22 protein-coding genes are annotated in these 25,652 nt (G+C 52.4%); 8 read left to right on the top strand and 14 right to left on the bottom strand.

Annotation, left to right across the window (positions count from 1 at the left end; all coding sequences use genetic code 11):
- Window positions 1–3 precede the first annotated feature (3 nt).
- From Q3A88_RS02765 to Q3A88_RS02750, 4 genes are all read right to left on the bottom strand, one after another.
- Window positions 4–1,218 carry an arabinogalactan endo-beta-1,4-galactanase gene (locus Q3A88_RS02765; RefSeq protein WP_039515483.1) on the bottom strand — a complete coding sequence of 405 codons (1,215 nt, stop codon included), beginning with the start codon at window positions 1,216–1,218 and terminating at the stop codon, window positions 4–6.
- Window positions 1,219–1,253: 35 nt separating this feature from the next.
- Window positions 1,254–2,102, bottom strand: a complete 849-nt coding sequence (locus Q3A88_RS02760) for a sugar ABC transporter permease (protein WP_010285626.1) — start codon at window positions 2,100–2,102, stop codon at window positions 1,254–1,256.
- A gap of 12 nt (window positions 2,103–2,114) precedes the next feature.
- The gene (locus tag Q3A88_RS02755) at window positions 2,115–3,431 is read right to left on the bottom strand and encodes a carbohydrate ABC transporter permease (protein WP_110162115.1); all 1,317 of its coding nucleotides are present in this window, start codon (window positions 3,429–3,431) and stop codon (window positions 2,115–2,117) included.
- A gap of 87 nt (window positions 3,432–3,518) precedes the next feature.
- Window positions 3,519–4,751 (bottom strand): extracellular solute-binding protein, encoded by a 1,233-nt coding sequence (locus tag Q3A88_RS02750; RefSeq protein WP_039284604.1) that lies wholly within the window; start codon window positions 4,749–4,751, stop codon window positions 3,519–3,521.
- 492 nt (window positions 4,752–5,243) lie between these two features.
- Here Q3A88_RS02750 and Q3A88_RS02745 point away from each other — a divergent pair, with 492 nt between their 5' ends.
- Complete coding sequence (locus tag Q3A88_RS02745; RefSeq protein WP_039520496.1) at window positions 5,244–6,326, top strand: ABC transporter ATP-binding protein; 1,083 nt, start codon at window positions 5,244–5,246, stop codon at window positions 6,324–6,326.
- Between the two features lie 95 nt (window positions 6,327–6,421).
- Here Q3A88_RS02745 and Q3A88_RS02740 read toward each other — a convergent pair whose 3' ends face one another.
- The 3 genes from Q3A88_RS02740 to galR form a co-directional block, all read right to left on the bottom strand.
- Complete coding sequence (locus Q3A88_RS02740) at window positions 6,422–6,667, bottom strand: hypothetical protein (protein ID WP_180785112.1); 246 nt, start codon at window positions 6,665–6,667, stop codon at window positions 6,422–6,424.
- Window positions 6,668–6,839: 172 nt separating this feature from the next.
- Window positions 6,840–8,147: a maltoporin gene (locus Q3A88_RS02735; protein ID WP_317177364.1), complete on the bottom strand. Its 1,308-nt coding sequence runs from the start codon at window positions 8,145–8,147 to the stop codon at window positions 6,840–6,842.
- Window positions 8,148–8,631: 484 nt separating this feature from the next.
- Window positions 8,632–9,642: an HTH-type transcriptional regulator GalR gene (gene galR, locus Q3A88_RS02730; RefSeq protein ID WP_317177363.1), complete on the bottom strand. Its 1,011-nt coding sequence runs from the start codon at window positions 9,640–9,642 to the stop codon at window positions 8,632–8,634.
- A gap of 464 nt (window positions 9,643–10,106) precedes the next feature.
- Between galR and galT the strand changes: the two genes are divergently transcribed.
- Together galT and galK are read left to right on the top strand one after the other, a co-directional pair.
- Window positions 10,107–11,147, top strand: a complete 1,041-nt coding sequence (gene galT, locus Q3A88_RS02725; protein ID WP_014916152.1) for a galactose-1-phosphate uridylyltransferase — start codon at window positions 10,107–10,109, stop codon at window positions 11,145–11,147.
- Between the two features lie 9 nt (window positions 11,148–11,156).
- A complete protein-coding gene (gene galK, locus Q3A88_RS02720) occupies window positions 11,157–12,320 on the top strand; it encodes a galactokinase (protein WP_317177362.1) in 1,164 nt (387 codons plus the stop codon).
- A 41-nt stretch (window positions 12,321–12,361) separates the two neighbouring features.
- On the opposite strand, the gene Q3A88_RS02715 is transcribed toward galK, so the two are convergent.
- The 3 genes from Q3A88_RS02715 to mgtE all read right to left on the bottom strand — a co-directional run bounded on the left by Q3A88_RS02715 (window position 12,362) and on the right by mgtE (window position 14,740).
- Window positions 12,362–12,799: a hypothetical protein gene (locus tag Q3A88_RS02715; protein WP_317177361.1), complete on the bottom strand. Its 438-nt coding sequence runs from the start codon at window positions 12,797–12,799 to the stop codon at window positions 12,362–12,364.
- A gap of 165 nt (window positions 12,800–12,964) precedes the next feature.
- Window positions 12,965–13,147: a type II toxin-antitoxin system HicA family toxin gene (locus tag Q3A88_RS02710; protein WP_317177360.1), complete on the bottom strand. Its 183-nt coding sequence runs from the start codon at window positions 13,145–13,147 to the stop codon at window positions 12,965–12,967.
- 111 nt (window positions 13,148–13,258) lie between these two features.
- Window positions 13,259–14,740, bottom strand: coding sequence for a magnesium transporter (gene mgtE / locus Q3A88_RS02705; protein ID WP_317177359.1), 1,482 nt, complete (start codon window positions 14,738–14,740; stop codon window positions 13,259–13,261).
- Window positions 14,741–14,964: 224 nt separating this feature from the next.
- Between mgtE and Q3A88_RS02700 the strand changes: the two genes are divergently transcribed.
- Both Q3A88_RS02700 and Q3A88_RS02695 read left to right on the top strand, forming a co-directional pair.
- The gene (locus Q3A88_RS02700; RefSeq protein WP_014916149.1) at window positions 14,965–15,414 is read left to right on the top strand and encodes a MarR family winged helix-turn-helix transcriptional regulator; all 450 of its coding nucleotides are present in this window, start codon (window positions 14,965–14,967) and stop codon (window positions 15,412–15,414) included.
- A 187-nt stretch (window positions 15,415–15,601) separates the two neighbouring features.
- Window positions 15,602–16,027 (top strand): organic hydroperoxide resistance protein, encoded by a 426-nt coding sequence (locus Q3A88_RS02695; protein ID WP_180785117.1) that lies wholly within the window; start codon window positions 15,602–15,604, stop codon window positions 16,025–16,027.
- A gap of 282 nt (window positions 16,028–16,309) precedes the next feature.
- Here the strand turns inward: Q3A88_RS02695 and Q3A88_RS02690 are convergent, their stop codons facing one another.
- The 4 genes from Q3A88_RS02690 to ppk1 all read right to left on the bottom strand — a co-directional run bounded on the left by Q3A88_RS02690 (window position 16,310) and on the right by ppk1 (window position 20,775).
- Window positions 16,310–16,525, bottom strand: coding sequence for a YfgG family protein (locus tag Q3A88_RS02690; RefSeq protein WP_010300967.1), 216 nt, complete (start codon window positions 16,523–16,525; stop codon window positions 16,310–16,312).
- Window positions 16,526–16,749: 224 nt separating this feature from the next.
- Entirely contained in the window at window positions 16,750–16,938 is a 189-nt protein-coding gene (locus Q3A88_RS02685) for a YjfB family protein (RefSeq protein ID WP_039284624.1), read from the bottom strand.
- Window positions 16,939–17,167: 229 nt separating this feature from the next.
- Window positions 17,168–18,703 carry an exopolyphosphatase gene (gene ppx / locus Q3A88_RS02680; protein ID WP_014916145.1) on the bottom strand — a complete coding sequence of 512 codons (1,536 nt, stop codon included), beginning with the start codon at window positions 18,701–18,703 and terminating at the stop codon, window positions 17,168–17,170.
- Entirely contained in the window at window positions 18,703–20,775 is a 2,073-nt protein-coding gene (gene ppk1, locus Q3A88_RS02675; RefSeq protein ID WP_317177382.1) for a polyphosphate kinase 1, read from the bottom strand. The genes ppx and ppk1 overlap by 1 nt, the downstream gene beginning before the upstream one ends.
- 217 nt (window positions 20,776–20,992) lie before the next feature.
- On the opposite strand from ppk1, the gene Q3A88_RS02670 reads away from it, so the two are divergent.
- Genes Q3A88_RS02670 through pstB form a run of 3 tightly spaced genes read left to right on the top strand, consistent with a single transcriptional unit; the run spans window position 20,993 to window position 25,647 of the window.
- Entirely contained in the window at window positions 20,993–23,173 is a 2,181-nt protein-coding gene (locus tag Q3A88_RS02670) for an ABC transporter permease subunit (RefSeq protein WP_317177358.1), read from the top strand.
- Entirely contained in the window at window positions 23,170–24,816 is a 1,647-nt protein-coding gene (pstA, locus tag Q3A88_RS02665; protein WP_317177357.1) for a phosphate ABC transporter permease PstA, read from the top strand. Before Q3A88_RS02670 ends, pstA begins: the two co-directional genes overlap by 4 nt.
- Before the next feature lie 15 nt (window positions 24,817–24,831).
- Window positions 24,832–25,647, top strand: coding sequence for a phosphate ABC transporter ATP-binding protein PstB (pstB, locus tag Q3A88_RS02660; RefSeq protein ID WP_110162123.1), 816 nt, complete (start codon window positions 24,832–24,834; stop codon window positions 25,645–25,647).
- Window positions 25,648–25,652: the final 5 nt, after the last annotated feature.

Here is a 25,652-nt window from a genome sequence, read left to right as displayed (position 1 = left end):
GGCTTACTTAAACGCTTTGATGGAAGGCAGTACGTTGCCTTTGCAGTCGAACAGCGCCTGATTTTCCCGCGCGTTGCCTTCCTTCCATTCGTCGTTGTTGTATTTCATGCCTGCTTTCGTAGCCCAGGTTGCGCCGGGAGTGGGCAGCCAGATTGGCTCCCAATAGAAGACGCCTTTGCCACGCTGATTGGGGACGTTGATGACGCTTTGCATCAGATCGTGCAGGTAATTGGCCTGACCCTGGACGGAAGCCGGGTAGCCGCCTGCATCCAGCTCTTTCTGCTGGAAGCTGTTTTCCGCGTTATCGCAGTTTTCGAGCGTGTAGGCATAGGCGGCTTCAACCACAATGATGTCTTTATTGTAGCGCTTGGTGACGTCGTTCATATTGTACTGCAACGCGCTGATAGGGCCGTTCCAGTAGGTGTAGAACGAGGCGCCAATCACATCAAACGGGACGTTGCGTTTGACGATTTCATCGAACCACCAGATAAAGGTGTCGTTTTTGGTGCCCTCTGCCAGATGCAGCATGATTTTGACGTTATTCGCGCCCTGTACGTCCTTCACGCCCTGAATACCGGCTTTCAGCAGCGCCGCGAGGCGATCGAATTCACCGCCGCCCTGACCCCAGCTTTTTCCTTCCGGCCACAGCATCCCGCCGTTCAGTTCGTTACCGATCTGCACCATATCCGGCATGACGCCCGCTTTCTGGAATTCGCTAATCGTAGCTTTGGTGTAGTCATGTACGGCAGTCGTGAGCTGCGCTACGTTGAGGCCAGACCAGGCTTTGGGCTTGTTTTGGTGGGCCGGATCGGTCCAGAAATCGCTGTAGTGGAAATCCAGCAGCACTTTCATGCCGTTCGCTTTGGCGCGTTTAGCCAGCGCCAGCGTGGTCGCCAGATCGTTGTTACCACCGCCGTAACCATTGCCCGCCGCATCTTTCGGATCGTTCCAGATGCGCAGACGGATATAGTTAATGCCGTTTTCTTTCAGGATCAGCATGGCGTCTTTCTGCTTGCCGTTCTCGTCATAAAATTTTCCGCCGTGCTTTTCCACCTCGTTCAGCATGGAAATGTCCGCGCCTTTAATGAAGTCAGCAGGGACGTTCGTCAATTTGTTGATCGTCACATTTTCTGCGGCATACAGGGTTTGCGGCAGGGAGACGGTCAGCAGGCCAGTTGCGAGCATGGCGGCCATCAGTACGCGTTTTTTCATTTTCATTTTACGTTCCTGGAATTTGTACAGATGTTGAGTAATTACCCTTTGGTTCCGCCTGAGGTCAGGCCGGAGACAAAGTACTTTTGCAATGAAAGATAAAGAATGGCGACCGGCACCGCGATCAGCACGGCACCCGCGGCGTAGGTGGTGTAGCTAGCCCCCATCTTCTGCGAGACCAGGTTGTACAGCCCGATGGGCAGCGTGTACTGATCCGGCGTGCGCAGGATGGTGCTGGAGAGAATGAAGTCACCCAGCGGACCGGTAAACGAGAACAGGGCGATCACCGCGATGATCGGCTTGGACAGCGGCATAATGATCTCGATAAAGATGCGGAAGTTACCCGCGCCGTCCATACGCGCGGACTCATCCAAATCTTTTGGAATAGCGTCCAGATAGCCTTTCATCAGATAGGTGTTCATCGGGATCATGCCGCCGACGTAAACCAGCACCAGCGCGATATGGCTGTTCACCAGTCCCAGCATCTGCGCCAGTACGAAAATGGCGATCAGGGCAGAGAACTGCGGAATCATCTGCAACAGCAGAAACAGCATCAGCCCGTTCTGGCGGCCGCGAAAGCGGAAGCGAGAGAAGGAATACGCGGTGAAACTGACGCTGATGAGCGTCAGAATCATGGTCAGGAAGCTGATTTTCATCGAATTCCAGTACCACGCAGCGTAGTCAATCTGGCCGTTAAACAGCTCCTCATAGTGAATGAAGGAGAAGTTATCCGGGATGATCGAGGTGTTGAGCAGGCTGTTGCCGGGGTTGAGCGACGCGCCTACCGTCCAGATCAGCGGATAAATAATGATGACCGCCACGATCGTCAGCAACAGGTAGGTCAGGCCGAGTTTGATAAAATTCTGGCGTTTAACGCTGTGTTTTTTCATCTGCGCGCTTTCCTATGCCATGTTGTCTTGTTTGAAGGAATTGGTAGCGCGGAACTGCCACAGCGCGACGCCCACGACAAAAATCGACAGCAGAATGGTGATGCTGGCTGCGATCGCATATTGGGAAGAAGACATGGTCAGCTTATAAATCCAGGACACCAGAATATCCGTCCCGCCCGCGTTGGAGCCGATCACCGCCGGTCCACCGTTGTTGAACAGATAGATGATGTTGAAATTATTAAAGTTGAACGTGTACTGCGTGATGATGATGGGCGCAATGGAGTAGAGCACCAGCGGCAGCGTGATGGTGGTGAGCTTGTACCAACTACTGGCTCCGTCAATCGTCGCGGCTTCGTACAAATCGTCAGGAATCGCCTGCAATACGCCCGTCGTCATAGCGAACACAAACGGGAAGCCTAACCAGGTTTGCATCAGAATCAGCGCGGTCTTGGTCCAGAACGGATCGGTCATCCACGCTTTAGGCTCAATCCCTAATGCGGCCAGAATGCCGTTATTAATCACGCCAAACGTTTCGTTAAACATCCCTGCGAAAACCAGAATAGTGACGAAACCCGGCACCGCCCACGGCAGAATCAGGATGGTGCGGATCAGCGGCTTAAAGCGCAGGCCTTTCTGGTTCACCAAAATCGCCAGCAGGATGCCCACGGCGCACTGGAGTGTGGTCGCAATCAGCGTCCAAATCACCGTCCATTGCAGCACGTCAAAGAACGTCGAACGCCAGAGATCGAGACGGAAAATGTTGATAAAATTCGTCATTCCCACCCAGTCGACCAGTTTGGCGGGCGGTGTGTGATAGAGGTTGTAATTGGTAAAGGCGATGGAAAAGCCGAAAATAATCGGGAAAACCACGACAAAGACCAGCAGGATGAAGCCGGGCGTGATCATCAGATAAGGGAAGCCTTCGCTCAGCAGCATCTGATATTGCTTCTTCACGCTGTTCAACGGCAGGCCTTTATCGCGTCTGGCACCGCACACGTAAGCATCGCGCAGGCTGAGATAGTAAACGCCGACGCCAAAAGCGGCGACGATCACGCTGATAATGCCTTTTGCCAGCAGAAAAATAGAGTGATCGCGCGGCAGCTCGGTGCCCAGCGTGATGAGTCCCCATGCACCGTTTCGCAGGAAATCATGGAATATGCCGATGAAGCAGGCCATGACGATAAAGAAAAGCGTGCCTTTGACGAACTGGCGATTATAAATCTGTCCGAGTCCGGGGACGAGCGCCAGCAATACAGCCGTTCTGGCGTGGCGACATCCTCTTTCTTGTGGCGTAAGGCCGCTGGCGTTGACGGTCACATCTACCTCCATTCTCTTAAAAACATGGGTATCCCTCACATCCCGAAATCGATTGGGGATGACAAGGGATCCCATGTTGACCCACGGTGGTGCGGGGGATTACTGGTTACTGTGGTTAGCTTCGATCTGCATTTTGATAATCTTCACGGCAGATTCCAGCGCCGCCTTGGTGTCCTGCTTACCGGTCACGCTCAGCTGTAGCGCGCTGTTTGCTGGCGTCCAGACTTCCTGCATTTCCGGTACGCTCGGCATAGGAACGGCATAGCCAGACTGGATCGCGACAGCACGGGATTTTTCATCGTCCTTAATCAGCGGATCGTCAACCAGTGCAGCAATCGGTGGGATTTCACCGGTTAACTGGAAGCGGACTTTGGCGTACTCAGGCTGATTGATGAACTCAATGAATTTCTGTGCCAGCTCTTTGTTTTTGGAGTAGGTGGAAATGCTGTAGCCTTTCACGCCCAGCAGCGAACGTGGATGCTCGCCGTTTGGCAGCAGTGGCAGTGGCGCGACGCCATAGTTTACGCCTGCATTTTTGTACGGCTGGAATGCCCACGGGCCAGTAATGACGGCCGCGGCTTTTTTCTCGGTAAATAGGGAATCGATGGCGTTAGCGCCGGTTTCACCGACGATACCTGGTGGGAACAGGCCATCGGCATAGAATTTCTTGATGTAGTTGACGGCATCAATGGTGGCTTGTTTATCCAAACCGATGTCTTTTACGTTCGGTGAACCGTTGCTGTTCTGCCCGAAAATGTAGCCACCCATCCCAGCGATGACGCCATAGGCGTAATAAATTTCGTCAAATTTCGCCAGCAGGCCGTAACGGCCTTCTGCACGTTGCTGCTTGGAGAAGGTGAACAGGTCGTCAAATTTTTCCGGCGGCTGTGGCATCAAGTCTTTGTTGTACACCAGCACGGTGGTTTCAACGGCTTTCGGCACGCCATACAGCTTACCGTTATAGGTCTGGGCTTCCAGTGCTGGCTTGGTGAAACTCGACAGGAATGTCTGATCCAGCTTCAGTTCGCTAATCAATCCCTGAACCACGGCAGTCCCGACCTGATCGTGTGGCATCACGATCACATCCGGGCCGATTCCTGCCGGGCCATCCAGACGGAGTTTCTCAATCTGCTGTGCGTAAGGCGTTTCCAGCACTTTGATTTTGACATTATTCTGTTTTTCAAAGGCTTTGATCGCGTCGGCGATGCCGTCAGATTTCTTGATATCTTCCCATACCAGAAGTTCTTTGTCGGCTGCCAGCGCTGATTTGCTGAGTACACCGGTGATACCCAGTGAAATCATAATGACGGTGGTCAGTGTTTTCATTTTCATCATTAGTCCTCAAAGCCCTGGTGGGCCCATCATGGTAGGAAATCGTCGCGTACTTTCCGCTTTCGCCGTTTTTGCTGTCTCTGTGCGATGTGGGTGTAACGTTACATCACACGGCAGTACACCGCAGGGAATGAGGCATCTAACAGTACACGTTGTTTGGCGATCGTTGCTGTGTGGCGCTTGACGCTTTATTACGCATTTTCCACAAACTAGGATAACGGTTACACCAATGGCAATTACATTAAGCAGAGTGCGCCACGTCTGCCAGCGAAACATGTAAAGGCTGTGATCTTATGCACAAAAGTAACCCCCTGTTTGTGCAAACGGTTACACCATGCTGTTATATTGCAATTATGACCAGCGTGCAGGTAAACCTGGCCGGATGCTAATGCGTCTGGAAGGGCTACCGAGCCATTTTGAGTAGACGACCATTGGGCCGTTGTGACTCAGCGCTTATATCCTGAAAAGCAAAATTATCAAGAGGTTACCGTTATGGCGTCGATCCAGTTGGATAGAGTGAGTAAGCATTTTGGCAAAACGATTACGCTTCACGATGTGAATCTGACGATTGCCGATGGAGAGTTCGCCGTTTTTGTTGGGCCGTCTGGCTGTGGTAAGTCGACGTTGCTGAGAATGATTGCCGGGCTGGAAGATGTCACAGGCGGTGAAATCATGATTGATGAGGCAGTGGTGAATGATGTTGCCCCCGCTCATCGTGGCGTGGCGATGGTGTTCCAGTCTTATGCGCTGTATCCACACATGACCGTCGCTGAGAATATGGGCTACGGCCTGCGCGTGAATGGTGTCCCGAAAGACCAGATTAAGCACCAGATCGAGATGGTGGCGAAGACGCTGCAACTGTCTCACCTGCTGGAGCGCAAACCGAAAGAGCTATCCGGTGGTCAGCGCCAGCGTGTGGCGATAGGGCGCGCCATCGTGCGTAACCCGAAAGTGTTCCTGTTTGACGAACCGCTGTCGAACCTGGATGCGGAGCTGCGCGTGGATATGCGGTTGCACATCGCCAAACTGCATCAGGAATTGAAAACGACGATGATCTACGTGACGCACGATCAGGTCGAAGCCATGACGCTGGCCGATAAAATCGTGGTCATGAATTACGGCAAAGTCGAGCAGGTGGGATCGCCGATGGAGCTTTATTATCATCCGGTTAACCAGTTTGTCGCGGGCTTTATCGGCTCGCCCAAAATGAATTTCCTGCCTGCGCAGGTCATCGATTGGACGCCGGATAACCTGACGGTGAATATCGCCGATCAGCTACAGCTTGAGCTGCCGATCCGCACCGGTGAACTGAGCGTTGGCAGCACGGTCACGCTGGGGCTGCGGCCGGAACATGTGTCGCCGGAAGGTGAGGGGATTCGCCTGTCATTCGGCTGCGAAGTCGTTGAGCGCTTAGGTAACAGCACCTACCTGTTCGGCCAATGCTGCGGCATTGATAACTTCAAGCTTCTGCTGGCAGGCGACAGCGCCTTCAAGCCGTATGAACACATTGAGGTTTTCTTCTCGCCTAATAACTGTCTGGTGTTTAACGCCGATGGCTTGCGTATCAGTGGCTAATTAAGCGACGGCATCGCTGAATCTCAATAGCCCAAATTCCTACTAAACATAAACAGCGCCCTTAGCGGGCGCTAATTCTGATATTTATAAATCCTCTATTGCGAAATATGTCGCTGCTCTGTGTGTTCCAGGCGTAAAAAATTGCGCTGAGGTGGGCGTGGCCGCCGGATGAGCGGCATGGACGCCGCGAAAGTCTGCGCCGCGTAAGGAACGCGTCGCAGGCGGTCCGAATAGCGGATACGAACGCCGAAGGTATCGCGTAGCGACGCAATTAGCGCTGAAAAGCCAGTGGTCAAGGCGCTGCGGCGATTGAGCGCGCCTTGTCGGGCGTGTGATGACATTACAGATTTTCTCGGTAGTTAACACGCACGAAACTTTCGTACTACCGCACATGATGCAGTGAAAATTTGATAGCGGGTGTTACTCGCAATAGAAAAAGGCTCTCCGCAGAAAGCCTTTTGGGAAATACCCGACGGGAATGATGGGCCCGTCGAGCTGAGGGTTAGTGCGGTATTACCACCAGGCTTCTGCCTGAATACCGAAGTTCACTGCATTGCTGCGATCGTCGTTGAAGGTGTTGCGGTTTTCATTTCCACGGTTTTGGTAAGACACGAAGAAGCGCAGTTCCGGGCGTGTCAGCATAGGAATATCAGCGCTGAAGGCGTGTGCCAGCGTGTATTTCTCACCACTGTATTTGGTTTCTGTACCCGCTTTCCAGCTATCTTTTTTCTGATACGCACCCACTTCCAGATAGGTTTTCTGGTTCTTGGTCCAGGCATATTGGCCACGACCTACCGCAGACAATAATTCTGTGCTGTCGCGCCAGCGGCTGATTTCATCTGCTTTACCGTAGGTCAGAACATGGCTAAGAGAAATATTATCCGTAATCGGTAGATCACCAGCCTGAATGACGCGGTAGCCTTTGGCGTTGCCGTTGACGTTCCAGACGTCATACCAGCCGCCGCCTTGATCGACCATGTTGTGTGCCAGCCCTTTGTCTGCATATTGCAGCACCAGCTTCTGGTTGGATTTGAGGCCAGAGAAGTAGTGGCTGAGCTCGCCGGTGATCATCATCGAGTTTTTAGGATCGAATTTTTGCCCTTCGGCGAGGAAGATATTTTTCTGCGTGTCCGCTTCATTTGGCATCGCGTAGGAGATACCGAACTCCGTCCACGCACCGTCCCACGGCTTCCAGCCCGCATAGCGTGCGTCCAGATAATTGATATTTAGATCGTCGTAGGTATCTGTTCTGCTTTGACATTCCTGACTGTTAATGCTGTTGCTACAGTCGACGTTCATGTTCTCTGCATCGGCACGGATCCAGGCAAAAGAGAACGCCCCTTCACCGGCTTTGATATTTTCGATCCCGGCACCCGCACCGGAGATATTCCAGTATTTGGTATCGATGATGTGTAAGTCATGACGCTGATAGTAGCGTTTCCCCGCCCATACCGTGGCATCCGGCAGGCCAGGCACAAAGCCTTTTGCCTGAAGGTTCAATTGGCGTAAGCCAAATTCGGCATCGTCATTTTTTGTCGTTTCATTATCGTTCGAGCCGTTGGAGAACATGGAAATCATGCTATCGAAGTAAAACGTTTTCCCATTTTCGTTATACAGCTGCTGTCCTAACTGGATTTCGCCGTAGGTGTCATCTTCGTTACCTAATCTTCCTACATAGCTTTTATCGTCTGCCTGTTGTTTTCCGTGGTTTGAAGCCCCCACGCCAGAACGGAAGTATCCTGAAAAATCAACAGAATAAGAAGGGGTTGCCAGCATTGCCAAACTCAGCGCGACGGATGTTGTCAGCAGTTTTCTTTTCATAATATACCTTTCGCTTATTCGGGTAAGAATGTGGATGTTCCAAATAACATGACGTGAACGGAGGTAAATCGTTTCCACTCATGGCGAAGGATTATGGGGGAATAAAATGGCGCGTGACATGATTGTTCTCACAAAATACAAAATAGTTACACCACTATTTACACGGGTGTAATGATATTACAGAGGGTGTTTTGATTATTTATCAGCGCTGTCGCGGTGTTATTTGCTGTGTGATGGTGTGTAACTGGTTACACGTTTTGTTCGCGAGCCTAAAATGCAGCATAAAAATTTTTTATGTCAGAATCGGTGACGTTACATAAAAGGCGTGATGCGATGCCGAGTAGGAAACATTTAAGAAAAATAGTGAAAGAGAGTCTGCGGAAGAGAAGTACAGAACAGGGGGTAAGTGCAGAAAGGCGATCATGTCGCGCTTGCCTGATGCGAAAGAGCAACGCATCGGGCAAGCTGAATGAATAAAAGGTGGTTATTTCTTACGGGCTGGAGGACTGACAGAATGGCGGCGTACTAGCGTCGGGCTAAACATGTTCGTGGTTTCACTGAGCTGTTTACCATGGGATAACGCGATGGCTAATTCTGCGGCCTGAATGGCCATGGCGGAAACCGGATAGTGCACGGTCGTCAGACGAGGGCGAAGGTAGCGGGCGATCAATACGTCATCAAACCCGACCACCGACATATCCTGCGGTACGCTGATGCTGTTATCGCTCAGGACAGAAAGGGCACCTGCGGCCATGGAATCGTTGTAGCACACCACCGCCGTCATGTTGCCGCCCCGACTCAGCAATTCCATCATGGCGGATTCACCGCCCACTTCGTCCGGTGAGGCACGGGCAATGAGGCGTTCATCCCGTGTGATGTCGTGCTCTTGCAGCGCATCCACATAGCCTTGCAGGCGGTCGGCGGAGTCAGAAATTTGGTGATTAGAACAGAGAAAACCGATCCGCTGATGCCCTTCCTGAATTAAATGGCGCGTTGCCAGCCAGGAGCCATAGCGATCATCGAGTGCAACGCAGCGGTTTTCATAACCGGGTAACGTACGGTTGATGAGTACCATGCCAGGAATGTGGCTCATTAGTGCCGCCAGTTCCTCATCTGAAAGCATTTTTGCATGCACGATCAGCCCCGCGCAGCGGTGGCGAATTAGCTGCTCAATGGCTTTCTTTTCCTGCTCGGCATTGTGATAGCCGTTACCAATGAGCAGAAAGTTGCCAGTTGCCTGGGCAATTTGTTCGACAGATTTCACCATTGTCCCGAAAAAGGGATCGGACACATCCGCGACAACCAGCCCCATGGTCTCCGCACTTTGGTGCGCGAGCGCTCTGGCATTGGCGTTTGGATGATATTGCAGCTCCGCCATGGCCTTGTGTACGGCTTCCCTTGAGGCGGTACTGGCTTTGGGCGAGTTATTAATCACGCGCGAAACCGTAGCGACTGATACACCTGATAGACGAGCAACATCCTTTATTGTGGCCATTGGCATTCCTGAGCGGTCAAAAGCGTGGTGAGGCGGACCGCAGCCTAACGCACAAGTTAAAAGAAAAAATCGATTACTTATATTTATAAATGTACAGGTTTTTGGGGGATGTTACCTATCCGACCACCTTTCCTTTTTGATCCAGACCGTACTTATGTGATCGCTATCAACAATCATCGGTCATTTCTCTCTTCCAAAATACCATGCTGAGGTTTAAATTTAGGGTAACCGATTACACTTATATGGCGGCTAAACGATAGCTGACTATCGTTATTCAGCATTGCTACAGCTATTTTATCCATGCCATATAGTGAAACTGATTACATTAAGAGGTTTTTCTGGCTGAGTTTACAGACTGACCTGATGCCTCTCCGAGATCTCTGACGGACTGTTAGCGCCATACAATGGGTTGCGGATGGTGCCGCGGTTGTACCGAATTTGTGTTTTGTATTGAGGAATAGCTTATGCAGTTTGAGCCGACTGAACATCCGCATCGCCGTTTTAACCCGCTGAAAGGCGAATGGATTCTGGTTTCTCCGCATCGCGCCAAGCGCCCCTGGCAAGGGCAGCAGGATGAACCGGATCGCGCCACGCCACCGCCTTACGATCCAACTTGCTATCTGTGCGCGGGCAATAAACGCATTACTGGCGATATCAACCCGCACTATCAGGGCACCTTTGTTTTTACGAACGACTTTTCGGCTCTGATGGAGGACACGCCGGATGCCCCATCGGGCGACGACGAGCTTTTCCGCGTGCAGCAAGCCCGTGGCGTCAGCCGTGTCATCTGTTTTTCTCCCGATCACAGTAAAAGTCTGCCACAGCTTTCGCTGCCAGCGCTGAAAGCGGTGATTGATACATGGAGCGATCAGACTGAGGAACTGGGCAAGCGGTATCCCTGGGTTCAGGTTTTTGAGAATAAAGGGACGATGATGGGGTGCTCCAATCCCCATCCGCACGGGCAGGTCTGGGCTAACGATTTTCTGCCGAACGAAGTACAGCGTGAGGATGAGCAGCAACGCGATTATTTCTCCCGTCACGGTTCGCCGCTACTGCTGGACTACGTTCGCCGCGAGCAGGCTGACGGATCGCGCATCGTGGTGGAAACGGAGCACTGGCTAGCGGTTGTCCCTTACTGGGCGGCGTGGCCGTTTGAAACGCTGGTCCTGCCTAAGTTTGCCGTACAGCGGTTGCCGCAGCTCAATGATGTTCAGCGTGACGATCTGGCGCTGATCCTGAAAAAGCTAACCAGCCGTTATGACAACCTGTTCCAGTGTTCCTTCCCCTATTCGATGGGGTGGCATGGCGCGCCGTTTAAGGGGGATGACATCGCACACTGGCAGCTGCATGCACATTTCTATCCCCCGTTATTACGTTCCGCCAGCGTGCGCAAATTTATGGTCGGCTATGAAATGCTGGCTGAGACACAGCGTGATCTGACGGCAGAGCAGGCCGCTGAACGTTTACGCAGCGTGAGTGATATCCATTTTCGTGAGCAAATTTGAGGTCATTTTATGAGCCGTATTGATTCTCTACGTCAGTTAACCGAGTCTGTTTTTGTCCGATTATTTGGCTATGCGCCACATGCGGCTATTCAGGCTCCCGGTCGGGTCAACCTGATTGGCGAGCACACCGACTATAACGATGGCTTTGTCTTGCCTTGTGCTATCGATTACCAGACGGTGGTCAGCGCAGCGGTACGTCAGGATGGCATCGTGCGGGTGGTCGCGGTGGATTTTGACAACCAGCAGGATGAATTCGATCTCGCCAAAGAGATCGTGCCTCACCCGGACTACACCTGGGCGAACTATATCCGTGGAACAGTGAAGTTTTTGCAGGCGCGTGGCCTGCCGCTCACCGGCATGGATATGGTGGTCTCCGGTAATGTGCCTTCTGGCGCAGGGCTAAGTTCTTCGGCCTCGCTGGAAGTGGCGATCGGGCAGACGTTCAAAGAGCTGAATAATCTGGATATCAGCCAGTTGGATGTGGCGTTGAACGGCCAGCAGGCGGAAAACGATTTTGTCGGCTGTAGCTGCGGCATTATGGATCAGTTTATTTCCGCTCAAGGGCGTGTCGGTCAGGCGCTGTTGATTGACTGCCGCTCTCTGGAAGGACGCACTGTGCGTATGCTCGACGGCGTTGACGTTCTGATCGTGAATTCAAACGTGCGCCGTGGGCTGGTGGACAGCGAATACAACACGCGACGCCAGCAGTGTGAAGCGGCGGCGCGTCACTTTAACGTCAAGGCGCTGCGTGATGTTTCACTGGCACAGTTTGAAGCGGGAATCGAGGGGCTGGATCCGGTAGCGGTACGCCGTGCGCGACACGTTATTACCGAGAACCGCCGTACGCTGGAAGCGGCTGATGCACTGGCGCGTCAGGATGCGCACCGTTTGTTTACGCTGATGGCAGAATCACATATCTCCATGCGTGACGATTTTGAAATTACCGTGCCGCCAATCGATGCGCTGGTGGATCTGATTCAGGAGTATGTCGGTGAGCGGGGCGGTGTGCGTATGACCGGCGGCGGTTTCGGTGGCTGTATTGTCGCCCTTATCCCCTCGGCGCTGACGGATGAAGTCAAACAGGTGATTGAACGGGAATATCCGGCACGCACCGGCCTTCAGCCGTCCATCTATCTGTGTCAGGCATCCGGCGGTGCGGGTCGCGTGAGTTAAGTTCAGGCTGGGAAAGGTGAGGGGGACCTCACCTTTTCAGTTTATTGTCGAGCTTGTGTGGAAATAGAAACATTAACGTCACGGTTAAGCTGGCGCAGAGCTAACTCTATCGTTTCAACTTTTGATGAATGTTCAACGTCCAAAAGGCGATCAATTTGCGGACCTTTTTGGCCTAACCGTCTGGCAAGTTCAGCTTTACGCGTTCCTGTTTCAATCATTGCATTATGTAATGCAGCCTTCATCGTCACTAATACTGGGATCGTGACAACGTGCTCTCCTGCTATTGGCGCGCTAGCGTAAGGAACAGGGCGGCGTTCTTCAATTTCGATGGCTATGGCGGTAACAATTCCGTCAACAGATTCCAGAAGGGCTGAGTCAACGGAGTCACCAACCGAATTCATTAATGGCAAATCGCGGCAGGAAACCACGTATTGTCCGGTCGCGTCGTCGAGTTCCAGTTTTACGGGATAGTTGAACATACTTTTACCTCTAAATGGGGTTTTCCCCCTATGTAACGAGAATCACACTGACATAGATTATAGTGGTATCGACTTAATCAGATTAGTGGTTCTTCTAACCAATTCGCTGAATTTACAGAAATTTTGGTTTATGAGATAGCCAAATTGGCTGGTAAGCCTTAAGTATCATAGTCCCAAATCTTTCATGATTTTCTTACGAAGAGGCTCAGGTAGTTCTTTTGCACCATGAAAAGGCAGAACGGAGGCCTTTCCGTTTAATTTAACTTTAAGGTGGCTCCCACCTCCTGATGCTTTAGTCAATTCTGCTCCTTGTTGTAGAAGCCAGCGTCTGAATTCAGAGTATTTCATTTGGCATCCCGCCATTTTGCTCAGTTTTTATTCTATAGATACATTAACTTATTTGTATTAAATAACAACTTTTATGATTAAAAATAACTCATTAATGTTGTTTTTTGTCTTTTATCCAGGCAGCAGGAACAGCGTCGCCAGCCCGAGGAAGATAAAGAAACCGCCAGTATCGGTAATGGCCGTAATCATTACGCTGGAGCCGACGGCCGGATCGCGGCCGAGTTTCATCATGATCAGTGGGATAGCGACGCCCATCAGTGCGGCGAGCAGCAAGTTCAACAGAATCGCCAGCATCATCACGCCCCCCATCGCGGCGCTGCCATAGAGCAGGAAGGTCACCACGCCCATAATCGTGCCCCATATCACCCCGTTTACCAGCGCAACGCCTAATTCTTTCAGTAGCAGGTATGATTTTTTGCCGTGTTCCAACTGATGCAACGCCAGTGCACGCACGATCATCGTGATCGTCTGGTTACCCGTATTCCCGCCAATTCCGGCGACAATCGGCATGAGTGTCGCCAGCGCTACCAAATGGGATAGAGTGTGCTCAAACAGGCCGATAACCCGCGAGGCGATGAGCGCCGTACACAGATTGATGGCCAGCCATGCCCAGCGATTGCGGAACGATTTATACACGGGCGCGTAGACGTCTTCAGAAGGCGTTAACCCCCCTGAACGTCGCAGGCTGCTGTCGCTTTCTCGGTTCACGACGTCGAGGATATCCTCAATCGTCAGGCGTCCCATGAGTTTCCCTTTGCTATCGACCACGGCGCTGGAAATTAAGTCGTAACGTTCAAAAGCCCCTGCGGCTTCTTCGACTTTATCTTCGGGCTGGAACCTCAACGGCTGATCGTCCATAACGTCATTAACCAGAGCCTGAGGTGAGTGGAGCAGAATGCTGGCCAGCGACAGCTCGCCGATCAGCGTATTTTTGCGATCGGTGACGAACAGTTTGTCGGTGGAATTGGGGATGGTTTTACGGTAGCGCAGATAGCGCTGTACGGTCGCGAGTGTGACATCGGCGCGCACGGTGATGAGCTTGAAATCCATCATGTGGCCGAGGCAGTCTTCATCATAATTGATGGCGGCGCGTAGCTGCGCGCGCTGCTTCGGCTCAAGCGAGGTCAGTATTCTGCCCAGCAGGTGGCGGGGGACGAGGCGAGACAGCTGAGCCTGTTCATCAACATCCAGAATCCTAACTGCTCTCAGGATTTCCTTGTCCTGCATGTCGCCGATCAGATCGTCAGAAATGCTGTCAGAGGCCTCAATCAACACGCGGCCGCGCTTCTCTACAGGAATAAGCCGCCAGAGCGCCAGCCGTTCATCCTGCGGTAAAGATTCCAGCATGTCGGCAAGGTCAGCGGCATGTAGCCCGATGATAAGCTCGCTGATTTCTGCGGTTTGATCGAGCAGGATGCTTTTTTCACGCAGTCTGATTTTGTTATTTAATGCAGCGCTGTCGCCCAACGTGGCGTCATCGCGTTCCGTAACGCGCGGTTGCCGGTTGATAATGTCTTCAACCAGTTCTTTGTTTTCCAACAGCAGAAGGGAGATGCGGCGACGGAGGTCGGTAAGTTTTTTTACACTCGACATAATGTTTTATGCTCGATCTGTTTTTTATCCGTGTTTTATTAAACGTAGCGCAAAATCAGTGGATTAAGAATAGGATTACTGGCGAATCGCAGTCTGAAAAATGTGCGAGAGTGCCCAGACGTGTTTTTGATGCCCTTTTTTATCTAATGAATTATTAAATCGCTTGCTACTTAGTTTTTGGCGATATATAGTCAATTCCAGAAACATAACCGATACCGATACCGATGGCAGAGACGATGAACGACAACGCTTACAAACTGGATGGACAACTGTGCTTCGCACTGTATTCAGCCAATCTGGCGATGAATAAACTGTATCGTCGTTTGCTGTCTGAGCTGAATCTAACCTATCCCCAATATCTGGTCATGCTGGTGTTGTGGGAGCGCGATGGTTTGACGGTGTCTGAACTGGGCGAGCGTCTGTATCTCGATTCCGCTACGTTAACGCCGTTGCTCAAGCGGTTACAAAGTGCAGGCTTAGTCGTGCGTAACCGGGGAACAGAAGATGAGCGTCAGGTGCTGGTTGGTTTAACCGAAGCAGGGCGAGCACTTCAGCAACAGGCGAAAGCGATTCCTGAAAGCGTGTTTTGCGCGACGGAATGCCATCTTGACCAGCTACAGACGATCAAAAAAGATTTAGAGACGCTGCGTAAGAATCTGATTGGGCATCTTTGAAAATACTGGCGGTTATCTTGTGCATCCGCAGTCCGTCAGACAGCGTTATATTTGTTAAGTAGTCTGTTTTTATGTGGTTTTCTTTATGTAATTAAGTAGTTTGCGATTTAATTTTTTACTATGTAATTAAAGCCTGAGCAGCATCTATATTGCCTTAGGCCATTCCCTAACTATCTGGAGTCACATTATGTCTATTGAAAAAGTATTATACGTTGCCCATGCTCAAGCTACCGGTGGTCGTGATGGCCGTGCGGTGTCTTCCGATAAAGCGGTTGATATTAAATTGACGACCCCGCGTGAACTGGGTGGTGCAGGCGGTGAAGGGACGAACCCAGAGCAGCTGTTTGCTGCGGGCTATTCTGCCTGTTTCCTTGGCGCGATGAAGTTTGTCGGTGCGCGTGAGAAAATCGCTGTCCCTGCTGATACCACGGTAAACGGTAGCGTAGGCATCGGTGCCATCCCGACAGGATTTGGTATTGAAGTCGAACTGACGATTTCCCTGCCGGGTCTGGATCGCGCGGTGGCTGAAGATTTGGTGCAGAAAGCGCATATCGTTTGCCCATACTCCAATGCAACGCGTGGCAACATCGATGTGACCCTGACTATCGTCTAAGTCCGGCTTGAAGTCAGTACATGATTGATCGAGGAACTCGATTGATTGATAAAAACGGTGGCTGCGAAGATTCGCACTGCCGTTTTTTTATGACGGATATCCTCATCCGTCACCCTTCGGGCCGTTGCTACGCAACGTTGAAAAACGTTCCCGACGTTTTTTTATGACAGACATCTCGTCTGAATAGGTAACGAGTACGGGCGTAAAATAGCGGGCACGGGAATACGAAGGCAGCATGCCTGATGAAGAAAAAGAGAAGATAAGAAACGAGTTGGTTAAGCGCTACTCTTTCTGATTGACGAGTACGTTGGCAGGGAGCAGTAATTGTTCAGCACGCTGCTGCTGTTTGTCTTGGTGATGACCAAACGCGGTGATGGTGGAGTAAGCAAAGCGGCCTAAAAGAATAATAAAGCTGATGAGTAAAACGGCACGGGCGATCCGAGAGCCACTTCGCCGCGGGCGTATCGATAATCGTCGTTTATGGGTAAGCGTGGACATTACCGGTTAATCCTCTGTGAAAGCGAACATTCGCTGTTGTTTATTTAGGCACAAGCGGTAGGCGAGGTCAATCTGCTGACGTGAAAAATATGATGACCGATTTCGGTTTTCGCACGTTCGGTATAAGCATAAAGGGAAGCGTGAAGGGGGGAAGAATAAGGGGACCGAAAGTACCACCAAAAACCCGCTCAAAAACGGATAAGCGGGTTGTGTGGTGCAAGGGATTACGCCGTAGTATTGACGTTACGCCCAATCGCCGGATTTACTGGCAGAGGTGGTAATGCCTGCAAAATGCCGGAAACGACGGCCTCTTGGCTATCGAGCGCTTTTTTCAGCACAAGCGCGCTGGCCTCACTGCTAGTACGCATGTTGCTGAGGTCGGTCGCGAGTGATGCAATCTGCGATACATCCATTTCACTCTCCTTAATACTGAGTTGGATTGATGTCCGGTATGGAAAGGAAGCGCACCTTTCCGCCGAGGTTGCATGATGTTGGCGAAAATTCTCGCCAGCCATCATTTTGGTATCGGCCCCATCTCTGTAAACTTTACGTTAACCGGGCTTCACCGGCCAGTCTGGTTGCACAATTTTTCGTCACGATACTGTTCGGCGTACGCTCGGATTACAGACAAAATCCCAGCAATCAGGCTTTTTCTTCCTCAATCATCAGCTTCCAGCCGGTGACGTCCTGCCAGTATTCCTGTTCCCGTTCCAAATCCAGCTGTACCAGCGTGTTGTTGGTAAAGAAGTCACGTGGGAACGTCAGCGTCCAATAGTTGTCATCGGTATGCAGCCGTAGCGATTCCGGCGTTGTCGTTGCCTGACGCTGGTTATTCAACAGCGTGGCAAGACGCAAGAGCTGCACCATGGGCAAATACTGTTTCTTTTTGAACAGGTTCAACCGCGGCAATTCTTCCAGCTTGATCGCTTTACGGTGCAATCGCACGATCATGGACAGCACAAGCTGCTGTTCCTGATTGAAGCCGGGCAGGTTAGTGTTTTGCAGAATGTAGGCGGAATGACGGTGCATACCGCTATGGTTAATGCCCAATCCAACCTCATGCAGCATGGAAGCCCAGTTCAAAATAGCCTCAAGCTGTGGATGCACCAGGTTAGGATTTTGTTCTGCCCATTGTGCATAAAGCTGCTGCGTGGTTTCCCGCACGCGTCGCGCCTGCTCACGGTCGATATTGTAATGGGTCGCCAGACTCTGCGCGGTACGGATACGAATATCCTGATGGCGGAAACGCCCTTCCATTTCGTACAGCACGCCTTCACGCAGCGCGCCATCGGACAGGCGTAGTTCTTTGATCGCCAGCGCATCAAAAATACCGCACAGGATAGCCAGACCGGGCACCAGCACCGACTGACGGTCTTCGGACAAGCCCGGCAGGCTCAGTGCTTTGAAGTGCTTAAACTGCAAGATCTGTGTGCGTAGCATTTCTAGCCGCTCGGGAGTAATCAGGCCGTCTTTCTCTCCCATCTCCACCAGAATTTCGTGCGTGGCTTTGATCGTTCCAGACGCGCCGAGGGCGAATTTCCAGCCGTATATGCGGTATTCCCAGGACAGCGTCTCCAGCTTTTGTGCCGCGGCCAGCCGGGCGCGCTTGAAGTTGGCTTCGCTAATTTCACCATTCGGGAAAAACTGCTGTGCAAAGCTGACACACCCCATTCGACGGCTTTCCACCAGCATCGGCTCGAAATCTTCACCGATGACCAGTTCTGTAGAACCGCCACCGATATCGATGACCAGCTTGCGGCCTTTTTCCGGCTGCGTATGCTCCACACCCATAAAAATCAGACGGGCTTCTTCATGGCCGGAAATGATCTCTATCGGATAGGGAATGATATCCGCCGCGCGGCGCAAAAATTCCTGCGCGTTAGCCGCCTGACGCAGCGCGTGCGTGCCGACGATAGATACGTTCATTGCGGGGAAGCCTTGCAGCCGTTCAGCAAACAGCGCCAGACAGCTCAGGCCGCGTTGAATGGCTTCTTCGCTGAGCACATTTTTGCTGTCCAGCCCATCGGCCAGATGTACCCGCTGTTTTAAACGCCCCAATACCTGAAGCGCACCGTTTACCACGCGTGCGATCACCATGTGAAAACTATTGGAGCCCAGGTCGATAGCCGCGAATTCTTGCGGCTTTATCTCGGTTTTTTCATTGTTCGTTAACGGCATTATTCAGGCTTATCTCCAGGTTGCTCCAACGCCTTGATGTAGTCGTAAATGGCATTTTGCGCGCGTACTTTACGCTTGTTGCCGCGTGAGACATAGCGGTTGCTCGATTCTTTATCAATGACACGGGCTTTCACCGTATCGCTGAACAGAATATCCAGCGTTTCCAGCACGCGGTTTTTCAAAATGGGATCCAGGATTTCCACTGCGACTTCAATGCGATAATCAATGTTGCGTGTCATCCAGTCTGCGGAAGAGAGGTAGACTTTCTTGTCTCCGCCATTGTTGAAGACATACACCCGATCGTGTTCCAGATAGCGGTCAAGAATACTGATGACCTGAATATTTTCACTGATCCCAGGTAAATTAGGGATAAGTGAACACATGCCACGTACCAGTAGATTGATTTTTACGCCCGCAGAGGAAGCCTGATACAGCTTTTCTGCCAGCCCTTTATCCACCAGATTATTTACCTTAAGCGTAATGCCTGCATCACGATTCGCCAGCGCATTTTCGATCTCGGTATCGATCAATTTGTAAAGCTTGTCGCGGGAGTTTTGCGGTGACACCAGCAGGTGCTCGAAGCTGACCGGGCGGTAGGGGTTTTCAATGAAATTGAAGACGCGACGGACTTCGTTGGTAATGCGTTCGTCGGCGGTCAGCAGCGAGTAATCCGTATACAGACGGGCAGTTTTTTCGTTGAAGTTACCGGTGCCGATATGCGCGTAACGTACGATGTTTTCCCCTTCGCGGCGGGAAATCAGGAACAGCTTGGCGTGAATTTTCAGCCCTGGCACCGAGAAAATAACGTGTACGCCCGCTTCCGTCAGGCGTTTGGCCCAGTGGATATTTGCCTCTTCATCAAAGCGCGCCTGTAGCTCGACCACGACCGTCACTTTCTTGCCGTTGTGCGCCGCATGGATCATCGAATTAATGATACGCGAGTCTTTGGCAACGCGGTAAATATTGATTTTGATGGATAGCACGTTAGGGTCAAAAGAGGCTTGTCGCAACAGCTCTAATACGTGCTCGAAGGTGTGGTACGGGTAATAGAGCAGCACATCGCGCTCACGGATCGCATCAAACCCATTGCGAAAATTGTTGAACCCGGTGTGCCGCAGGCGGGGCAAGGGTTTGTTGACCAGATTGGCGCGCCCGACGTTCGGGAAAGAAATAAAGTCTTTGAAATTATGATAACGCCCGCCGGGGATAACGGAGTCAAAGGAGGAGATCCCCAGCTTCTCTTGTAGCATCGCGACCATGGCGTCCGGCATGTCGCGCTGATACACAAATCTCACCGGCTCTGCGGTTAAGCGCTGCTTCAGGCTGGAAGACATCAGCTCTAGCAGGCTGGATTCCATTTCCGTCACCAGATCGTATTCCGCATCGCGCGTCATCTTCATGGAGTACGCGTTCAGCGCATCATAATCAAAGAAGCCCTTGAAGATATCATCCAGACAATAACGCAGAATGTTATCGATGAGGATCATGGTTTTACGGCGGCGCGGGGCTTCCGCTGGTAGATTGACGAAGCGCGGTATTTTATCCGAAGGAATTTCCAGCAGGGCGTAACTGATCTCATCACCACGAATAATTTCGACGGCAAGGTAGGTATAGTTATCCTTCAGAAACTCCACCAGATTGGTTTCGTTAAAGATGAGTATTGGCGTGATGTGCGGGCGCAGATATTGCCGGAAGTATTCCCTCAGCCACTCTTGCTGATTCGGGGAAACCTGACGCTCATTGACCAGAAAAATCTGGTTACGCGCCATCTCCAGCAGCAGTTCGTTGTACAGGCTATCGAAGATTTGATCGGTTTTGAGAACACGCGCCTGAATTTTGCCTAATAGGTGTCGCAGATTGCCGTCCAGACCTTGCTCTTCGTTAATCAGAATGCGTCTTTTCAAATCGGCAAAACGGACTTTATAAAATTCATCAAGGTTGCTGGAGTAAATGCCCAGAAAGCGCATACGTTCGATTAACGGATTGCTTTTATCTGCTGCTTCCTGAAGTACTCGTTCATTAAAGGATAACCAACTTAATTCTTTCTCTATATAGAGTTTGTCCTGACCCATTGTCACTCCGCTCAACGCATGTACTGAAGGTTCATCCAATATTCATACCCTTCCTTTGTGGAGATAGGGTACAACAACATTATGGCGTGTTGATGACGATAAAATCTAATTCATAGACAGACTTACCATTGTCATATTATGGGCGTAAAGGCAACATATGCTACCCGCAATACGTTAGCAACACGACTCTGGCGGCTTCACTCTAACGGCGAGAATAATGGTAAACACAGGCAACACATCACAGTATCGGGATCGTCGGCGAGCGTGGATCGATCGCTTGGTTCACCGCATTGTTGCGGGCAGTGGGCTGCTGGTGCTGGCTATGCTGTTGTTAATCTTCTTCTATCTCTTGTATGTGGTGACGCCACTGTTCCTTTCGCCCACCGTTAATGGCCAAAAAACGGTGCCACGCCACGGTACGGAACCGTCGCTGGCGCTGGGGCTTAGCGACAACGGGCAAATCGGGTTTCGCATTGACAATCAGGGCTATGGCGAGTTTATTCCGTTTGCGGAAAATCAGCCCATGTCGCGTATTCAGTTGGTTCCCGCGCTGAGCTTACTGGCGCAGAGTCAGGGTGAGCGACAGGTTTATGCTCTGAGTCAGCCAGATGGCCGTTTGGTTTTCGTGCAGCCTATATTGTCACGTATGTTATCGCGTACGGAAAACCGTGCCCCTGTCTGGAATTATCCGCTGGGTGAGCAGGCCTATTCGCTGGGTTTACCTGCGCAGCCGCTGCGTCATCTGGCCGTGGCGGCAGTAGGTGAAAAGCAGGTTGTTGTGGCGGCGATCGGGCGGGAAAATGCCTTGATCATCGCTGATATTGATGAAAACGGCGCGCGGCAACGGGCACAGATTACGCTTCCGGCGGGTACGATTAACCAACTGCTGCTGACGCCAGACGGGCAGCAGGTGTATTTGCTCAGCGGTAAGACATTAACGCTATGGCAGGTGGGGGCTAACGCGCTGACGCTGCGGGAAGAGCGTCAGTTACAGCTGGCGGAACCGTTGCATCTGGCGCTGTTGTCCGGTGGACGATCGCTGCTGGTGCAGGCCGCTGACGGGCGGATTAGTCAATGGTTTGACGTTCCGGGCGAAAAGGGCGCGACGCTGACAGAGACTCGTCAGTTTCCGCACGTTGTGGGCGAATCGGTGTTGTTGGCAACGGAGATGCAGCGGCGCGTCTTTGCCATATTGAGCGCACAGGGTGAGCTGTCGCTGTTTGCCAGCAAGCAGTCGCATGCGTTGCTGACGCAGACGCTACCGGCTCATGCACAAAAGCTGGCATTTTCGCCGCGCGGTTCAGCTTTGCTGGTTGAAACGGCTCAGGGCTGGCATCGCTATCAGGTTGATAACCCGTATCCTGATATTGGCTGGCGCGGGCTGTGGCAAAAGCTGTGGTACGAGAACTATCCGGAGCCTGCCTATATCTGGCAATCCACGTCGGCGGATGACAGCTATCAGGCCAAATTCAGCATGATGCCGCTGATGCTGGGCACGATGAAGGCCGCGATTTACGCCATGCTGTTTGCCACGCCGCTGGCGCTGTCCGCTGCGATTTATACCGCCTGTTTTATGTCGCCGACGCTACGACGCTGGATTAAACCCACGCTGGAAATCATGGGCGCACTGCCGACGGTGGTCGTCGGTTTGATTGCGGCTATCTGGCTGGCCCCGCATTTTGCGACCTATCTGTCCGCGATTCTGGTCATGCCGATTTTATGGATGCTGGCCGTGCTCGGCTGCGGCTGGCTGATTGAATGCCTGCCGACGCGCTGGCGCGTCCGTTTCCCTGCGGGCTGGGACGTGCTATTCCTCATTCCCACGATCTTGCTGACATTTGTGGTCGGCTGTTGGCTTGCGCCGCGAATGGAGATCTGGGTGCTGGGGCAGCCGCTGTACCAGTGGCTGGGTGATGATTTTGTGCAACGCAATACGCTGGTGGCGGGCGTTGCTCTTGGCTTCGCGCTAATCCCGCTGATTTTTTCGCTGGCGGAGGATGCTTTGTTCAGCGTACCGGCTCGTTTAAGTCAGGGATCGCTGGCGCTGGGGGCGACGGCGTGGCAAACCCTGTGGCGCGTCGTGCTGCCGTCCGCCAGTGCCGGAATTTTCGCCGCACTGATGCTGAGTTTTGGCCGCGCCGTGGGGGAAACCATGATTGTGCTCATGGCGACGGGCAACACTCCGATTATGGATGAAGGTCTGCTCCAGGGGCTGCGTTCGCTGGCGGCGAATATCGCTATTGAAATGCCGGAAGCGGTGACGAACAGCGGTCACTATCGGGTGCTGTTCTTAACGGCATTAACGCTGTTTGTTTTCACGTTCATCGTGAATACGCTGGCTGAAACTATCCGGCAGCGCTTACGCCAACGCTACCGTGATGAAGGAGAAAACGCGTGAAGCGCTGGTTCCGTTCGGGAAGGCCCTGGGTGTGGCTGACCGCATCGTCAATTTCCATTAGCCTGCTGGCGATGTTGGCAATCATTGTGTTGCTGGCCGGGCAGGGCATGCGTTATCTGTGGCCGCAGCCTGTCTGGCTGCTGACGTTACAGCCGGAACAGGGGGCGCAACGTGCGCTGATAGGGGAAATTTATGCCGAGCAGACGCTGTCGCGCCAACAGCTGGAACAGGCTGGTTTGTCCCCTTCGTCTGAGGATGCTGAAACACGCTATTTGATCAAAATTGGCCAGCGCGAAATTCATGGGCAGAGCTTTCGCACGCTACTGTCGCGCGACATTGTCCACTTTGATAAACCCGCCGACATTTTGGTGTTGAAGCGGACGAACAATGGCACTGCTTATGGTTATCTGGCTGGCATGTTGGAGGGCGAGCAGCCGCTGGTGGCAACGGATCTTCCCGCCACCTTACAGCATCGGGTCGAGCAGGTGCAGGGATTGCTTGCGAAGACGCAGGCCATCCGTATGGGGGAGATGGCGAAGATCAACCAGCAGTTTGAGACGCTGCGGCTGGAAGAGAAAAAGCGGCAGCAGAGTAAGACGCTGGATAATCAGGCGTTAGCCCGTCTTCAGGCTGAGCGCATTGAACTGCAACGCCGCTTTGATGAACTGTCGCGCCAGCTAACCTCACTCAATCAGGACATTAATCGCGATACCGTGCAATTGCGGGACGCGAACGGCAGCATCCATCTTATTCCGCTCAGGGACATTGAACAGGCCTGGTACCCTAACGCGATGAGCCTGTGGGAAAAAGCCAGTCACTGGGGCGCTCAGGCTAAATACATGCTGGTGCACTACTCGCCGGACAGCAACAGCGCGGGCCATCTTTTCCCTGCCATTTTTGGCACCGTGCTGATGGTGGTGCTGATGTCCATCGTGGTGATGCCGCTGGGGGTGATCGCCGCGGTTTATCTGCATGAGTACGCGGGGAAAAATAGCTTAACGCGCTGGGTGCGGATTGCCGTGGTCAACCTGGCCGGGGTGCCTTCCATTGTGTACGGCGTGTTCGGGCTAGGCTTTTTTGTTTATCTCATCGGAGGCACGTTGGATCAGCTGTTTTATTCCGAGGCGCTGCCGAATCCGACGTTTGGTACGCCGGGGCTGCTATGGGCGTCGTTGACGCTGGCTCTGCTGACGCTGCCGGTGGTGATTGTGGCGACGGAAGAAGGGCTGTCGCGCATTCCGATGTCTGTGCGCCACGGTTCACTGGCGTTAGGGGCCACCAAAGCCGAAACGCTGTGGCACGTCGTGCTGCCGATGGCGGTTCCTGCGATGATGACGGGCTTGATCCTCGCCGTGGCGCGTGCCGCAGGGGAAACGGCGCCGCTGATGTTGGTCGGCGTGGTGAAGTCGGTGCCGGTGTTACCGATTGATGACATTTTCCCTTATTTGCATCTTGAGCGAAAATTTATGCATCTGGGATTCCAAATCTACGATCTGGCGTTCCAAAGCCCGGACGTCGAAGCGGCAAGGCCGCTGGTGTACATCACCGCACTGCTGCTGGTATTGATTGTTGTCGGGTTGAACCTTGCAGCGATTGGGATTCGTCATGTTCTGCGTGAGAAATATCGTTCGTTATCACTCTGAAAGTAGGATGAAGTTATGGGATTTATGACACAAAAGGAGATGGCACCGCTGCCTGATGTTCATCAACTGAGTGATGAGCAGACGACGTTAACCGTGGAGCATCTGAGTCTTTACTATGGCGACAAGCAGGCACTGAACGATATTTCGATTCGCATTCCGAAGAATCAGGTGACGGCGCTGATTGGGCCGTCGGGCTGTGGTAAATCCACGCTGTTACGCTGCTTTAACCGCATGAACGATCTGGTGGATGACTGCCGCACTGAAGGTGATATCTGGCTGAACGGTATACCTGTCAACGACCCACAGCTGGATGTTGCCACGTTGCGCCGTCGGGTCGGTATGGTTTTTCAACGACCGAATCCGTTTCCCAAGTCGATCTATGAAAATGTGATTTATGGCCTGAGATTGCAGGGGCTACGCGATCGCCGCTTTCTGGATGATGCCGTTGAGCGTGCGCTACGTGCGGCGGCACTGTGGCATGAGGTAAAGGATCGTCTGAGCGACAACGCGCTAACGCTATCCAGCGGGCAGCAGCAGCGTTTGGTGATCGCCCGGGCGATCGCCATTGAACCGGAAGTGTTGTTGCTGGACGAACCGACCTCCGCGCTCGATCCCATTTCGACGCTGGTTGTCGAGGAACTGATGGGAACGCTAAAGCAGCATTTCACGCTGGTGCTGGTGACGCATAACATGCAGCAGGCAGCTCGCGTGTCGGATTACACCGCGTTTATCAATCAGGGCAAACTGATCGAATACAACCGTACGGACGATCTGTTTACCTCTCCGACGCAGCGGCGCACGGAGGATTATATTACTGGTCGCTTTGGGTGAAATTT

Origin of the sequence: Pectobacterium sp. HCp5_1, from assembly GCF_032905925.1 — a bacterium.
GTDB classification, from domain to species: Bacteria; Pseudomonadota; Gammaproteobacteria; order Enterobacterales; family Enterobacteriaceae; genus Pectobacterium; species Pectobacterium brasiliense_A.
The sequence above is the reverse complement of the archived record's forward strand: the minus strand, read 5'-3'. Positions and strand labels throughout refer to the sequence as shown.